Genomic DNA, 15,084 nt, shown 5'->3' with positions numbered 1-15,084 from the left:
TGCCAATCCCGAACGGCTCCAGCACCACTCACCCCGGGGCGGATCCTCGATCACCGCAAATGGCTTCCGAAGCTCCATCGCCCCGCGAACCCTCTCGGGCTTCACGCGCCGTTTCGGAGCAGATCCAACAGTCGATCGACCAACAAATCGCGCGCAGCGAAACGCTCGACGATGCTCAGAAGTTGGACGAACTAGAACAAAACCTATCCCGGATCGAACGCATTGCCAGCGAAGAATCGGTCGAAGAGATGACAAGCAAAATTGCTCAATCGCTGGGACTCGATCGCGATCAATACGGTGCGAAAACGGCAACCGCCCCAGGCGAGATCGATTTGGACTCGGCCCAAATCCAAGACGTCTCGCGAACGAAAAATGAGCTAGGCGAATGGGAATACGAAGCAATTTTGCTCGACAGCCAAGGACGCACATCAAGCGTTCCGATGACCTCATCCGAAGGGGCCACGATGTTTGACACCTTCGAAAAGATCAAACAGTATCCGATGGCCGAAGGCATGTACCGCCAAATCATCATGCCATTGATACAAAAGCTGATAAAGGCGGAGGCCCCCGCAACCCAGGAATAACGGCGAGCGAGAATAACGGCGAGCGAGCCCACCGCATTAGCCTATCACGCCACGCTCACACCGCTCTGCATGCGGCGAGTAAACATGGCGACATTCTTTAAAAGAAACTATTTCGCTCGTTTCTGATCGAACATCCAAGGGATCGCACCGGATTCCTCCGAGTAGGCGTGATTCCAACTATTATGCCCCACGCCTGGCAACTCGCTGTACTTGATTTTTTTCCCTCCGGCGTCCTTGATGGCTGCAACCATGTTCCGCGAGCGTTCTACGGGCACCCCTTTATCGGCATCGCCATGAAACACCCAAATCGGCAACTCGGCCAACTTCGCGGCTTGCTTGTCGTCACCGCCACCGCACACAATGATCGCGGCAGCAAACCACTCGGGGTGGCGTGCGGCGAGATCCCAAGAACCGTACCCGCCCATGGACAATCCCGTGACGTAAACCCGTGACGTATCGACGGGGTTCTCATCGATGGTCCGCTTCATCATTTTGATTGCCGTATTCATCATGTGCGAAGGCGACTCAGGCATCGCGGCGGCCGATGCGTCGCTCCAATCGACATCGACCCACTTTTTCCCTTTGCGACATTGGGGGGCCAAGACAAAGCAGGGGAACGCTTTGCGATTCGTTTCACTCGCCATTTCGCGGGGCAAGTAAGCCAATTGAGCTGCGTTATCGTCACCGCGTTCTCCGGCACCGTGTAGAAACAGCACGAGCGGATACGACTTGCCTTGTTCGATTGTCTCTGGTTTCATCAATCGGTATCGGAACGTCTCATCCTGATAATCGCCACCGCTGTACTGGATACTCAATTCTTCGTAGGGTTCTTCAGCCATCAGGAAGTTACAAGCAAGAGTAAGAAACAAAAAGGATGCGATTCGGTTCATCAATCAGCTCGTGGTTGTTAAAGGGATCAGGCGTCTGCGAAGGGGGAGTCTACATTCTCGGGCGTCACACTGTCACAGTCTAGTCTAGGCCGCATGACACGAGCAAACGAATCTCAAGCGGCATGCTGGCACCCGCCGACGACGAAGCGGTGACGGACCGAAATCCAATGGCACTCCGCAAATGCCCCCCCAAAAAAGCAGGTCACTGCATTACGGGCGGTTAACGGCGGCGACCGCAAAGTCGACGATCGCCGACGGATCCTTCAAGCTGTGCGGATGATGGCCGAGTCCTGCACGCCGCATCTCGACGATCGGGCCCCCTCGTTTTTTGTATTCGGCAATCAGCCGATCTCCGTTCTCGGCGGGCGGCACGACATCGTCGGCTTCGTTGATCAACACAAAAATGGGAACGCCCGCATCGACCAGCGGTTGTACCCGATCGAGCGGCCCATCGGCAAACTCAACCGATTGGGCATCGGTCATCCCGTAGACCTTCAAACACTGGGCCCAATCGCGAGCAGAACCTTTTCCGGCTCCCTTGCCACCAGGCCACGAGCGAATATCCATCACCGCATTATCGACGTAAATGCCGCTGACTTGGTTGGGATGTTCGCTGGCCCAACGCAACACGATCAACCCTCCGCGACTCATCCCTTCGAGAAACGGTTTCGCATGCAGTCCTAGCTTTTGAGTTAGCGAATAAAAAGCATCCCAACGCTCGATTGCGGGATCGGCACCAAACAGCCCTCCGACGTCGCAATAGCACACGTGCCAGCCTCGCTCGAGCATCGCACGATCGAACTGTGGTTCATGTCCCCAGAATCGCGCCCGCCAAACCCACGGCTTTCCGGCAGCCACCGTTTTCGGACAGACCATTTTGCAATCGACACCCTCCAGTTGGAAGGCAATTTGTGTGAAACCTTGGAAGGTTCCCGTTTGAAACGAAATGCCTTGGGATCGAAGATCGGTCGCCAAGTCGTCGGCAACCGAAACCGCTTCACTTGCGACTGGTTGGGCAAGGACAGGCAACGTCGTCGCAAATAAGATTGCTACAAACGCAGTCACAACCAATCGAAACGGACGCAGGACCATGATGCTCATACTTAAAATTCGCTCGGTGAAGTGGTTTCAAATCTTCGCTCAAAAATCGTCGTTGCGGTTACGGCAATTGGCGGATGCGGAGTTTACGAAATTGAATCGGCGATCCTTCGCTTTCCAAACACAGGTATCCTTCGGAAGGCTCAATCGCGGTGCCTCCGGAGACCTCTTCGCCATTGACCCACAACCGGACTTCGCCGTTGATCGCCCGAATGTAGTATTGATTCCACTGGCCATGCCCGTTGGCAAGATGTTTGCGAGGAAAACTGCGACTACCATTGGGTGAAAGAGGTGGAAACGGAGTCATCTTGACCCTGACGGCGAACACATCTCCGTTGGTTCCGAACCAATCGGTTTTCTGGCCTCGCGCTTTCATCATTTCGGTAAAGCCGTGATCGAGAATTTGAACTTCGACTCCCGCTGGCAAGCCAGGCTTGCCAGCCTCGGTCAACTTTTCGATGGACTCGGGGGTAGTCCAAACGAACACACCTGAGTTGCCTGCGGGCTTTTCATGCATCCATTCGACGACCAGCTCAAAGTTTTTCATCGGCTCCTTGGTACGCATCACGCTAACCGGTTTGCCGGTGCAGTGCAAAACGCCATCGACCCAAGTCCAGGTGTCGTCGGCGCTGTTCACCTTCGTGAAATCGGCTTCGACCAACGATCGCCAACCCGGCGCACTGTCGTCGATAAAGGGACGAACCGCCGGAGCCGATTCCGCAGACTCCGATGGCTTGGTTTCCTGAGCGTTTGCAAACGCTGCAAAACACAAAACAACGCCACTCAACGCGTAGCGGACGTTAATAACGTCATTCAAACATCGCAGCATGAACTTCACCGTGGTAAGAGGATGGGGTAGGGGAGGGCAGGGGACAGCAACGGGGCCGAGCAATTCCTAGTGGCTCCTGATTCCTAATGGCCTCAGAACACCGGAACCGGTTGCGGTCAAGGGACCGACTCCTGCGGGGTCGCGGCGTCTGTAGCCACAGCACCAATAGCATACCTACCGCGAATCACAAAGGTTCACTCGGCCGCCAACAAATTTCCGTTCGCAGCTGTTTTGCAGCGTGGGATCATCTCAGCACGTCCCTCGGGATACTGAGAGGCTCCCACGTTTCCAATCGCTAGCGAAGCTTGACGGTGATGTGTTAGGATGGTTGCCCCCACAACGCCGGTCTTCAACCGGTCCCACCGACCTCGGAAGTGATGATGCGAAGTATCCTAGCGTGCCTTGTTCCATTGAGCTGTTTCTTGAGCTGCAGTGTCGCGTTGTCGGTGGAAACGTTGGATGAACGTCCGGCGACAAGCAAAGAGTGGGGATATCGGCCGGAGCAGGGCACGGTCTCGGTTGTGAATCCGCCGAGCTTCAGTTGGCGTCCGCAAACCGGTGTCGTGTCTTGGGAAATCGAGTGTGCCCGCGACCCCAAATTTACGACGATCCAATACAGCGCCGACGACATCACGATGAATGTGCATTGTCCGCCACGTGTCCTTCCGCCGGGCGACTACTCGTGGCGTTATCGCGGGATCCTGAAATCCGGCGCCCCCACAAACTGGAGTCGTTCAAGAACCTTCACGATCCAAAGCGACGCCGTGGCGATGCCGCTGCCGTCGCGTCAAGAGTTACTCGCTCGAATTCCCCAATCACACCCGCGATTGTTCGTCCGCCCTGAACAAATCCCACAATTACGTGATTTAGCGCGTGGCTCGATGCAACCGCAATACGAGAAATTGGTCGCCCAGTGCGACGCGTTGCTGGCCCGCCCGCCCGCCACCACCGAGCCTCCGAAGTATGGTCCCGAGGTGGTCCGCAACAGCGATCCGTGGCGCAAAATCTGGTGGGGCAACCGGACCTATACGATCAAAGCGCTCGATGGCGCGGCGACGCTCGGGTTCACGCATCAGTTGGGCGGCAAGGAAGAGTACGGACAACTCGCCAAAAAGATCCTGCTAGAGTGTGCCCAGTGGGATCCGCTCGGTGCGACCGGTTATCGCTACAACGACGAGGCGGGAATGCCGTATGCTTATTACTTCGCTCGCACTTACACGTTCATCCATGACTTGCTCAGCGAAGAAGAGCGAGAGCTTTGCCGCCAAGTGATGAAGATTCGTGGCGACGAGATGTACCGCCACCTCCACCCTCGACATCTTTGGCAACCCTATTCGAGCCATAGCAACCGCGCTTGGCATTTTCTCGGCGAGGTGGGTATCGCAATGCTCGGCGAAGTCGAAGGCGCCGACGATTGGGTGTGGTTCGCGATGAACGTCTTTCATAACGTCTATCCCGTATGGTCGGACGATCAGGGCGGTTGGCACGAAGGTTTCGTTTACTGGAAAAGCTATCTCGATCGCTTCACTTGGTGGGCGGACGTGATGCGTGGCGCCATGGAGATCAACGCCTTCGACAAACCTTATTTCTCACAGATCGGTTACTACCCGATGTACTTGTTGCCGCCGGGGAAAGTGGGTGGCGGCTTCGGCGACAGGAACGCGTCGCAAACGGCGGCCAGCGCGGTCTCATTGGTCAGCCAACTGGCCCAGCAAGCCTCCAATGCGCACTGGCTATGGTACGTCCAACAGATGGGCGGGCCGATCCCCAAGTCGGGATACATCGGTTTTGTCCGTGGAGCGATTCCGCCGATTACCGCCCAACCGCCGCGTGATTTGCCCACCTCGCGGGTCTTTCGGGGGATCGGCCAAGCGGTGCTAAATTCGACGCTTGAAAACGCGGCAGACGACGTTCAAGTCGTGTTCAAATCGAGCCCGTTTGGGACGCAGTCGCATGGCTACGAAGCGAACAACTCGTTCTTGTTGTGGGCCTATGGCCAACGCTTGCTGGTGCGCAGCGGCTACCGCGACAGCTACGGCACCGAACATCATAAAAACTGGATGTGGAGCACGCGGAGCGTTAACAACATTACCGTCGACGGAGCGGGACAATTGCCACACTCCGCGTCATCGCAAGGAAAGATCACTTCTTTTGAGACGTCCCCTGCGATCGATGTCGTCGTCGGCGAAGCGGGCGAGGCCTACCGGACCGGCTCAGGCAAACCACGGCTGGATCGTTACACGCGTACCATCGTGTTCATCAAACCGGAACTTATCCTGATTTATGACCGATTGGAGGCTCCAAACGATTCGACGTTTGAGTACTGGCTGCACGCGACGAAGAAGTTTTCGGTCAACGATCAATTCGATATCAATCTGCAGGTCGAAGACGTTGGTTGTGCCGTGTCGTTACTCGCACCCTCAGGGCTGACGTTTTCACAGACCGACCAGTACGATCCGAACCCGCGGCCTCGCATCAAACTCCGCGAATGGCACTTAACGGCGACGACGCCGACCAAGGCCAAGTCAGTCGAGTTTGTCGCCCTGTATCGACCTTTTCGTCAGGGCCAGCAACCCCCAAGCGAGCAACAGCTGCGCAAGATCGAAGGGGGCTACGTGTTGACGGCTGAATTGACCGACGGTCAAGTCGTGGCATTGTTACCGACGGATGATTCCGCGTCACTTTCAGCCGAAGGCCTGTCGTCCGACGGCACGATCGTCGTACAGAAAAGACGTGCCAATGGTAGCGTCGTCGAAACAGTGGCGGTGGCGAACAAGTGAAGCCCGGAAAGCCGTCGTTCGATAAGCGTTCGGCAGTGTCATGCACCCAGGCGAGAATGCGGCGTTAAACCGAGTCGTTACGAGCCCCGCGGCGAAAGCCAAATGGCAGTTACTTCATTAGCGGTACGGCGCGAGCCGCCCGGTAGCAGCGAGTAAAGCATTCGAAAAACACCGAGCAGCTCGCGTCGCTACGAACCCCACCCGATGAGTGTCAAAGCAAGGACCATTTGTCTAGCGCCTCCGTTTGCCGAGAGACTCCGTCCTAGGTGCTTAGCGATTGGCTGAAGCGATGCCTTTTCGGTGTCAGTCTTTTCGGCGACGGGGGAATGTGTGCGATCGTCTTCCACTCACCTCACTTGGATGTGAGTGGAAAATCCAGTCGGTTGCCTCCCTTCCCCACATCGACCTTTAATTCGGAATCGAGTCCCGTGTATTTGGCAGGGATCGCTCTGCCCGACTCCTCAAGGGGCCACTCGAACATCACCGTCGAGGGGCCGACCTTGGTTCCTTTGACACCGTAGGTGTAGGCCAACGTGTAGTTGCCTTGTTCGTCTGTGGTTGCCGTTGCGGCGCGTCCCTCGTCCGGTTTGAAATTGATGATCACGCCGGACAGCGGCTCTCCGTCCAAGGTCACCGTCCCCGAGACGGTTCCGAGCGGCGGCAGGTCACTCCTGCCACACCCACCGATCAGACTCAACAAGGCAATGCTGACCGTCAAAAACGAAAACGTAGTCGATTGCACACGACGCTCCTAGATTACTGAAAAGTTAGGTATGCTCTCATGGAAAGCAGGTTCGGGCTATCCTTTCGCATAACCCAATTCGTCGTTTGGTCGCTAGCCTCGGTTCAATGCAGGAACCGTGGCTAACGAGCTCAACCACTTCTCCGAACCTGCTTAGTACTCGCCCACTGGACGGCCGTCGTTACGCGATATCAGACGTGCGAAAACGGTTGACCCTTCATAGTCAGGGATGGTCACATCGAGCTTGGCATAATCGATCGAATCGCTAACGAACCGGACCGATCCATCACACAGCACGAACTGGGCGCCGCCCGGATGCACGCTGCTAAAGCCTCGGCTCTGATGGATACGATTGTTTGCACTCCAGTTGATGCCATCGTATCCGATCCCGAGCGCTGTTAGACCGCCGGACTTGATGTTGTAACTGCTGCTGGGATTGCATGTTGCTGCACTGAACCCCAAGGCGGTTGCGGCCCCCACGGTCAGATCGTGGAACCTCCATGCCCGTTCGCCGACCAGCAAAGTGTTGCTCGTCCCGTCGGTAACATCCCGAAATCGAATCTTGGAGTTCTGAAAGCCCACGCCGTGTGCAGGACCGTAATCCGCGGGGTACACCGCTGGGGTCGTGCTGCTCGATGGATTAGCAACCATCACATAATTGGACGTTGAAATCGCAATGCGATCGGATCCATCCGACGTCACATGCCAGTTGTAATAGTTGTTTGTGCCGCCGGAGATGCTGTCATCGAAATTATTCAAAGCTGGCCCGACATCACTGGGGCACCGATACGCAGGAATGGGAGTCTGCAGCAGTGCCAAGCCAGCGGCGGTCGTCAAATGCGATTCTAGCCAGAGCGGGCCAGGGTCCAACGACTCGTAAAGTGCCGACTGCTCCACGAAAGGCAGTATGAACGCGCCCCAGCTCCATAAGCTTCGTTCGGAGGAAGTTTTGTTATTAGGAATCTTCGCGAAGTAGCCCGGTGCGAACGTTTGATAACTACTCTCGTAATTGTGAAAAGCCAGGCCAATCTGTTTAAGATTGTTGCTGCACTGCATCCGCCGCGCCGCCTCTCGTGCCGCTTGCACCGCCGGCAGTAGCAAGCCCACCAAAACCCCAATAATGGCAATGACCACCAGCAGTTCGACGAGCGTAAACCCGCGTCGAACGATGGCTTGTGGATTAGACTTCTTAGACATGTGTGTAAACCTTCGATGTGAAATGACATTACGAAAAAATACAACGAGCCTCGGTCTTTCGCGGAGTTAAACCTCCATCTCCTGAATAGGACGCGTCTTCGCAACACTTCTTGAGGATGACCCGCTCAAGAGAAGACGCTAAGTGGTGTGATTCCATCCTCACCAGCCACCAACGCTAGATAAGCAACCCTCTTCAGAGGGAGGCGATCAACAGAGCACAAGAAATAGTCGTGGTCAAGCAAAAAACTGCGATTTTGAAAACAAGGTGCACGCCAAGGTTTACGGTCCCCCACTGCGAACGGACGGGCCAGAAAGTCGGGACACCCAAATCGCCACACGCCCCATGATTGGCGTCTTTCCATGATTGGCGTCTTCGTCGGCAACCCAAGCAACCACTCCAGCCAATTCGTGTTAATTCCCCTACGATCACAACCATGCAGCGGATGAAACAGCAGGCTCCGATGCGAAGCACCGCAAATCATGCATCCCTCTTGATTCACCATCACAAACTTTCGCCCAACGACGCACCGCGGTGCAGGGACGCGCCGCCCCGTGGATCACAATGAGGCTAAATCAAACCAGTATCACGCCGTTCGAGTAGTGTGTTCGTCATGAATTGACTACGAACCGGTGCGGAACTAAACTGCAAGGTCAATTGAAATGGTTTGCAATCCACCTTGAAATAGCTAATGCTGCCGAAGTTTTGGCCAACGCCCGTCCGGACATTGATCGAGATCACGCTTCTCGTGTTGATGTTTTGGCCTGCGCCGATTCCGGTGGGACATGACCATGGCGATCTTACATCGCAGGTCTCGGATCAGCAGTTGACTTGGCATCTGCAGTGCCATCACGGTGGCTTTGCAAATTCGGAAAGTTGGCCGACGGATTGGCATTGGCACTGGGTGTTTCCTGCGGATGGATGCATCGGGCTGGGCGGGGAAATCCTGGTCGCGCAGGCCGACCAGATCATGCCGAGGCAACGGATCGCTTGGCTCGAAGCAACCTGCGTACTGCCCCTCGAATACGTTTCGCAGCAGCAACTCGTGGTGCGGCCCAGTCTAACGGCAAATTGCCAGCATTCTTTTCAACACGTCGCGCTGCTGCACAGCCGACAGTCTCTGCCCGAACTCTTGGGCGTCATTCGCTGTTAAGCGATCGTTAGCCAATTAAATCATTTGTCCGAATGGGCATTGAGCCAAGCCGGTTCGTCAACGCGCGGAATCACTTCGAGCGCTCCCTCCGTCAGCCGCATCGCAGTACCACCGAGCGGCAAATAACGGTCATGGCTGGACCAGCCACGGCTCCAATCTCACGGAACCTTGGCGGGATCAGCTACGACGAATCCCAATTCCAACATTGCAATTTTCAACAAATAGTATGCCACCATGAATTTATCCAAACAAGAAACGAGTTTCCATCGTCGCTTGCTACACGCACGGCTGTTTCCAGCTTTGCTCACCGCAGTATTGATCCCCTTAGCAGCCGCATCGGCACAATTGCCAAGAGGAGAAACGGCCGACGAGATTGTGACGTTACCAAGAGACCAATGGCAAGCTTCAGGCGTTCGCATTGAGTCGGTGCAACGGCAACCCTTTACGAAAACCCTACAACTAACGGGCAAGATTTCTCTCAACCAAGATCGCGTCGCTCATATTTATTCGATGGTCGAGGGGACCGTCGATGATGTCTCGATCAGCCTAGGACAAACCGTCAAAACCGACGATCTACTGGCGATCATCCACAGCCGTGAAGTGGGTGCGGCGAAGCTGCAACTCTATCAGGCCCGTTTGAAGTTGGAACTCGCCAACACGCAAAACGAATTGCAATCGAAGATCGCAAAAAACACCAGCGAGCTACTTCAAGCGTTGAGCAGCAACATGGATATCACGGAGATCGAAAAGCAGTTCCGCGATCGACCGATGGGTGGCTACCGAGAACGGGCGATCTCCTCGTACGCCGCTTATTTGAAGTCCGCCGCCGATGTTTTGCGACTCGAAGCCGTCTCGCAATCCGGTGCCGTTTCAGGCAAAACCTTGCTGGCCGCGACCTCCACCCGCAACGCGGATCAAGCCACTTTTCAATCTCGAATCGAACAGATTCAACACGAGCTGCAAACATCCACCTTGATGACTTCCCAAGCAGTCAGAGAAGCCGAAGCGACAGCTTTGGTCGCCGCGACAAGCCTGAGAATCCTGAACGTTGATGCCAAGGAAATCAACGAAATTGATCCCGCCAAACAAGGTGAAACGCTATCACACTACGCGATCCGGGCCCCTTTTGACGGAACGGTGTTGAGCAAGGACGTCGTTTTACGAGAGCAAGTTCGTCCCGACGTGATGCTGTTGAGCATCGCTGATCTTTCGACCGTTTGGGTAACCGCCAATATCTACGAAGAACACCTGCCGCTACTCGATTCGTTCAAGGACCAAACGGTCACGCTTCGCAACGACGCTTTGCCCAACCAGACTTTCACTGCGAAAGTGTTCTACACCGGCGAAATCATGGACGAAGCCACACGAACGATTTCCATGCGCGCGATCGCGGATAACACCGATCATCATCTGAAGCCGGGCATGTTTGTCACTATTGAATTACCAACGTCGCAACAGCAGGCTGCCATCCTCATCCCATCGTCGGCGGTACAAGAACACGAAGGAAAAAAATTCGTGTTTGTCCTGCAAGGCGAAGATCAATTCCTGCGTCGCGACGTCCAAGTCGGTCCTGCGAACGACAAGTCTGTCGTGATTCGTCAGGGACTGCGTGACGGCGAACGAATTATCACCGGCGGCGGCTTCATTTTGAAATCGCAATTGCTGGCCGAACTGATGGGAGAAGAATAAACATGGTTAATGCCCTCATTGATTTTTCGCTCAACAATCGCTTTATCGTCATCCTGCTGTCGCTTGCGATCCTCGGGATGGGCGTTTTTGCAGCGGCCACCATTCCGCTCGACGCCGTTCCCGATCTAACCAACGTGCAGGTCCAAGTGCTCACCAATTCGCCTGCGCTCGGTCCGGTCGAAGTCGAGCAATTCATCACGTTCCCGATTGAGAACGCGATGAGCGGAATCCCGAAAGTGGCCGAAATCCGCTCGATCAGCCGGTTCGGGCTGTCCGCCGTGACGGTCGCCTTTGAGGACGGCACCGATATCTACTGGGCACGCAATCTGATCAACGAACGCTTGCTGAAAGCTCGCGAAGAAATCCCTCCCGGCATGGGCACTCCCGAACTAGGGCCGATCGCCACCGGCATGAGTGAAATCTATCAGTTCGAGGTGCGCGGCGAACCGGGATCGAATCACTCACTGACCGATTTACGAACGATCCTGGATTGGCAAATCGCCTTTCAACTGCGCAGCGTCCCGGGAGTGATCGAAGTCAACACGTTCGGCGGTGCGCTGAAAACCTACGAGGTGCAAATTGATCCCGACAAAATGCAAAACTATGACGTTTCGTTGAGTCAGATCATTGATGCGTTGGACCAAAACAACGGCAACGCCGGTGGCGGGTACATCGCCCACAATGCCGAACAACGCTTGATTCGCGGTGAAGGTTTGATCAGCTCACTCGATGACATCCGGATGATTGTGGTCGATAGTCGCGAAGGCACTCCGATTCGCATCGCCGACATTGCCGCAGTGGAATTCGCACCGATGTTACGACAGGGTGCTGTCACACGCGACGGTGATCGTGAGGCAGTCATCGGGATGGTGATGATGCTGATGGGCGGCAATTCGCGTCAAGTCGTCGCGGACGTGAAAGCCAAAATTTCGGACATTCAAAAGTCGCTGCCTGAGGGCGTCGTGATCGACACGTTTTACGATCGCACCGAATTGGTTGCGAAGACGATTCATACGGTTGGCGAGAACATCGGCTTGGGCGTGATCCTGGTCATCGTGACCCTGTTCATTTTGCTCGGTGATGTGCGTGCGGGACTGATCGTCGCCGCAGCCATTCCTCTATCGGCGATGTGCGCTCTGATCGCGATGCGTTATGCCGGGGTGTCGGCCAACCTGATGAGCCTCGGAGCGGTCGACTTTGGCGTGATCGTCGATGGCGCGGTCGTGATGGTCGAGAACTGTGTCCGCCGAGCGATGCAGTACCAGAAGGAACACGACAGCGATCGCGTTCCCGAAGGTGTCTTTCGCGAATCAGCCAAGGAAGTCGGTAAACCGATTCTGTTCGCGGGCTTGATCGTGATCATTGTGTTCCTTCCGATCCTGAGTTTGCAGGGCATGGAAGGAAAGATGTTTCGCCCAATGGCGTTCACGTTCATGTCGGCACTCACCGCGGCGTTGGTGTTGTCGGTAACGGTGATGCCGGTGTTGGCGTCGTTATTCCTGGCCCGCCGAGTGAAACAACGCGAAACGTTTGTCGTTCGCAAGCTGAAATCGACGTATCAACCGATGTTGATGTTCGCGATGAAGCGACCCTTTGTCATGTTTTCCAGTTCCGTCGTCGTCTTCATCGCCAGCATGTTTCTCGCCAGTAATTTTGGCGTCGAGTTTGTGCCGAAACTTGACGAGGGTGACATTGCCATCCAGGCAACGCGATTGCCCAGCGTGTCTCTTGAAACGTCAATTGAAATGACCAAAGCGATGGAGCGAACGTTGTTAAAATTTCCGCAAGTCGAGACGGTGGTCTCCAAGACCGGGCGGCCCGAGATCGCAAACGATCCAATGGGTGTTTATCAAACGGATCTATTCATTCGCATTGATCCGAATGCAGAGTACCCGCTAGGTGAAACGAAAGCGGATTTAATCGAACAGATGCAAACGGCATTGCTGAAGGAAGTTCCCGGCAATGCGTACAGTTTCACACAGCCGATCGAATTGCGAGTGCAAGAACTGGTCGCTGGCGTGCGTTCGGACATCGGACTGAGTCTGTACGGCGACGACCTCGACGTATTGAAGGTCAAAGGCGATGAACTCGTCCGTGCGTTAAACCAAGTCGAAGGCGCTGCTGACGTTGCGGCTCAACAGATTGCAGGGCTTTCTTATCTGCGAGTGAAGGTCCGACGCGGTGATTTGGCCCGCTACGGAATCAATACTCGTGATGTGTTGGACGCGGTCAGCACGGTCGGTGGGACGCCGATCGGACAAGTCTTTGAAGGCCAGCGACGGTTTCCGTTGCAAATTCGCCTACGTCCTGAATCACGACAGAACACCGAACAGTTGTCCGCGCTCAAGATCGACGATTCGCGGGGACGCCCGATCCCCATCTCGCAAGTCGCAGACATCGTCACCGAAGATGGGCCCGTCGAGATTAGCCGCGATGCGGTGCGCCGACGTTTACTGGTACAGTGCAATGTTCGTGGTCGGGATTTGGCGGGCTTCGTCGCCGAGGCTCAACGGGTCGTTGACGAGCAAGTTGAATTACCGGCGGGCTACACGCTCCGATGGGGCGGCCAGTTCGAGAATCTGCAGCAAGCGACTCAGCGATTGGCGATTGCCGTTCCAGTGGCTCTGCTATTGATTTTCGCGTTACTCTACATCACGTTTAGCTCCGTCAAACTCGCGATGCTGATCTATTTGAACGTTCCGATCGCGGCCACCGGTGGCGTGTTGGCGTTGTGGGCGCGAGATTTGCCGTTCTCGATTTCCGCAGGTGTCGGCTTCATCGCGTTGTTCGGCATCGCGGTCATGAACGGCGTGGTCTTGATTGAGCATGTGCGTCACTTGCGTCGCAGTGGCGATTCGCAGCAAGACGCGGTCATCCACGGCGCGATCGACCGATTGCGCCCGGTGTTGATGACGGCAATGTGCGGAGCACTCGGCTTTATCCCGATGGCACTTTCGGCCAGTTCTGGAGCAGAGGTGCAACGTCCGTTGGCGACGGTCGTGATCGGCGGATTGATTACCTCGACGGCGTTGACGCTGTTAGTCTTGCCGACGATTTATCGTTGGTTTGAACCGAAACAAATGGAACAGAATGCGTATGATAATGCTCCGTTCAAACATTAAAGGTGCGTGAGCGTCCCCGCCCGCAACCGATCAACCAAATGAAGCGGGCGAAAATGCCCACGCCCGTTTTTTTCACAATCACTCCACTCAAAAGGAACATTTCCTATGAAAACCAAACGTTTCGCTCTGACACTCAGCCTCTTGATCGTGCCCGCCGTGGCACTGCTGAGCATTCTGCCCCCCGCTTCCGCGCCGATAGCCGTTGCCCAATCACCAGCTAGCACGCCAGAAACCGCTGCAACTCCGGTCGAAGACGACATGCACGAGTTCATGGAGTATTTTTTCGAGCCGACCTACAAGCGGTTGAAAGTATCCATGGCTGCTTCGGACAAAGACAAGGGAACCTGGAAAAGCATTAAGTCAGACTCCTTGATCCTGGCCGAAAGCGGAAATTTGCTGCTGAGTCGCGGTCCCGAATCGGACGCGAAGGATTGGAACAAACACGCAACCACGGTTCGGGATTTCGGCGGCAAGCTCTATCGCGCGGCCAAAAAGAAGGATGACACCGAATCGCAGAAAGTTTATCGCTTGATGCTTCAAAGCTGCAACGATTGCCATCAACAGTTCGCCGATGGCAAGCATCAGTTGAAGCCATAGGTCGAGCGTCATCTAAGCTTCGCCCTACCGCGAAGCCACATACGCCTCCGCATCTCAATTCATCAAGTTCTTGGTGAATCATGCGGGCTTATCGTTTTCCGAGTTCCTTATTGAACGAAAGGTCAGTCTGCTTGGTGGCGACTGACCGATCCGTTTTCAATATTTTTTTCAAGCGGTCGTGCACGCTTGATTGGCACTACCGCTCGCAGCTTGCTGCTCCACTTGCAGCACATGGATTTCACGGGGATCCGATGAGCATTTCATGCGATAAGCTGAACGGCCATTTTTCGGGGCCATGCGAACGGCACAAGCAGAAGACGCCCCCCACTTCGATGAAGTAATCCAGCCAGGCAACTTGTCTGCGGACTCACGCCCACGGATAAATGCTGGCGACACTTCTAGATG

The 15,084-nt window shown here is 55.3% G+C and carries 11 protein-coding genes; 6 read left to right on the top strand and 5 right to left on the bottom strand.

The genetic code is table 11. The features are described 5' to 3' along the window. Positions 1-59 precede the first annotated feature (59 nt). Positions 60-584, top strand: coding sequence for a hypothetical protein (locus Pla52o_RS01640; RefSeq protein ID WP_146592841.1), 525 nt, complete (start codon positions 60-62; stop codon positions 582-584). A gap of 107 nt (positions 585-691) precedes the next feature. Here Pla52o_RS01640 and Pla52o_RS01635 read toward each other — a convergent pair whose 3' ends face one another. The 3 genes from Pla52o_RS01635 to Pla52o_RS01625 form a co-directional block, all read right to left on the bottom strand. Then, entirely contained in the window at positions 692-1,423 is a 732-nt protein-coding gene (locus Pla52o_RS01635; protein WP_146592840.1) for a carboxylesterase family protein, read from the bottom strand. Positions 1,424-1,684: 261 nt separating this feature from the next. Next, positions 1,685-2,575, bottom strand: a complete 891-nt coding sequence (locus tag Pla52o_RS01630) for an alpha/beta hydrolase family protein (protein WP_231612011.1) — start codon at positions 2,573-2,575, stop codon at positions 1,685-1,687. A 58-nt stretch (positions 2,576-2,633) separates the two neighbouring features. Further along, the gene (locus tag Pla52o_RS01625; RefSeq protein WP_146593492.1) at positions 2,634-3,401 is read right to left on the bottom strand and encodes a 3-keto-disaccharide hydrolase; all 768 of its coding nucleotides are present in this window, start codon (positions 3,399-3,401) and stop codon (positions 2,634-2,636) included. Positions 3,402-3,781: 380 nt separating this feature from the next. Here Pla52o_RS01625 and Pla52o_RS01620 point away from each other — a divergent pair, with 380 nt between their 5' ends. Then, positions 3,782-6,181, top strand: coding sequence for a DUF4962 domain-containing protein (locus tag Pla52o_RS01620; protein WP_197168936.1), 2,400 nt, complete (start codon positions 3,782-3,784; stop codon positions 6,179-6,181). Positions 6,182-6,533: 352 nt separating this feature from the next. On the opposite strand, the gene Pla52o_RS01615 is transcribed toward Pla52o_RS01620, so the two are convergent. Together Pla52o_RS01615 and Pla52o_RS01610 are read right to left on the bottom strand one after the other, a co-directional pair. After that, entirely contained in the window at positions 6,534-6,923 is a 390-nt protein-coding gene (locus Pla52o_RS01615) for a carboxypeptidase-like regulatory domain-containing protein (RefSeq protein WP_146592838.1), read from the bottom strand. A 153-nt stretch (positions 6,924-7,076) separates the two neighbouring features. Further along, positions 7,077-8,120, bottom strand: coding sequence for a DUF1559 domain-containing protein (locus Pla52o_RS01610; RefSeq protein ID WP_146592837.1), 1,044 nt, complete (start codon positions 8,118-8,120; stop codon positions 7,077-7,079). A 689-nt stretch (positions 8,121-8,809) separates the two neighbouring features. Between Pla52o_RS01610 and Pla52o_RS01605 the strand changes: the two genes are divergently transcribed. The 4 genes from Pla52o_RS01605 to Pla52o_RS01590 all read left to right on the top strand — a co-directional run bounded on the left by Pla52o_RS01605 (position 8,810) and on the right by Pla52o_RS01590 (position 14,679). Further along, entirely contained in the window at positions 8,810-9,271 is a 462-nt protein-coding gene (locus tag Pla52o_RS01605) for a hypothetical protein (protein WP_146592836.1), read from the top strand. A gap of 234 nt (positions 9,272-9,505) precedes the next feature. After that, the gene (locus Pla52o_RS01600) at positions 9,506-10,960 is read left to right on the top strand and encodes an efflux RND transporter periplasmic adaptor subunit (protein ID WP_146592835.1); all 1,455 of its coding nucleotides are present in this window, start codon (positions 9,506-9,508) and stop codon (positions 10,958-10,960) included. Between the two features lie 2 nt (positions 10,961-10,962). Beyond that, complete coding sequence (locus tag Pla52o_RS01595; RefSeq protein ID WP_146592834.1) at positions 10,963-14,082, top strand: efflux RND transporter permease subunit; 3,120 nt, start codon at positions 10,963-10,965, stop codon at positions 14,080-14,082. Positions 14,083-14,187: 105 nt separating this feature from the next. Beyond that, positions 14,188-14,679, top strand: coding sequence for a hypothetical protein (locus Pla52o_RS01590; RefSeq protein WP_146592833.1), 492 nt, complete (start codon positions 14,188-14,190; stop codon positions 14,677-14,679). Positions 14,680-15,084: the final 405 nt, after the last annotated feature.

Origin of the sequence: Novipirellula galeiformis, from assembly GCF_007860095.1 — a bacterium.
Taxonomy (GTDB): domain Bacteria; phylum Planctomycetota; class Planctomycetia; order Pirellulales; family Pirellulaceae; genus Novipirellula; species Novipirellula galeiformis.
Note: the sequence above shows the minus strand (reverse complement) of the source record. Positions and strands in the feature narration are given on the sequence as shown.

What these genes read in the sequence shown, in the direction of transcription:
- Pla52o_RS01630 (WP_231612011.1), bottom strand. Translation starts at nt 2,575, where the DNA reads ATGAGCATCATGGTCCTGCGTCCGTTTCGATTGGTTGTGACTGCGTTT.
- Pla52o_RS01600 (WP_146592835.1), top strand. Translation starts at nt 9,506, where the DNA reads ATGAATTTATCCAAACAAGAAACGAGTTTCCATCGTCGCTTGCTACAC.
- Pla52o_RS01635 (WP_146592840.1), bottom strand. Translation starts at nt 1,423, where the DNA reads ATGGCTGAAGAACCCTACGAAGAATTGAGTATCCAGTACAGCGGTGGC.
- Pla52o_RS01625 (WP_146593492.1), bottom strand. Translation starts at nt 3,401, where the DNA reads ATGCTGCGATGTTTGAATGACGTTATTAACGTCCGCTACGCGTTGAGT.
- Pla52o_RS01605 (WP_146592836.1), top strand. Translation starts at nt 8,810, where the DNA reads ATGCTGCCGAAGTTTTGGCCAACGCCCGTCCGGACATTGATCGAGATC.
- Pla52o_RS01610 (WP_146592837.1), bottom strand. Translation starts at nt 8,120, where the DNA reads ATGTCTAAGAAGTCTAATCCACAAGCCATCGTTCGACGCGGGTTTACG.
- Pla52o_RS01640 (WP_146592841.1), top strand. Translation starts at nt 60, where the DNA reads ATGGCTTCCGAAGCTCCATCGCCCCGCGAACCCTCTCGGGCTTCACGC.
- Pla52o_RS01595 (WP_146592834.1), top strand. Translation starts at nt 10,963, where the DNA reads ATGGTTAATGCCCTCATTGATTTTTCGCTCAACAATCGCTTTATCGTC.
- Pla52o_RS01620 (WP_197168936.1), top strand. Translation starts at nt 3,782, where the DNA reads ATGCGAAGTATCCTAGCGTGCCTTGTTCCATTGAGCTGTTTCTTGAGC.
- Pla52o_RS01590 (WP_146592833.1), top strand. Translation starts at nt 14,188, where the DNA reads ATGAAAACCAAACGTTTCGCTCTGACACTCAGCCTCTTGATCGTGCCC.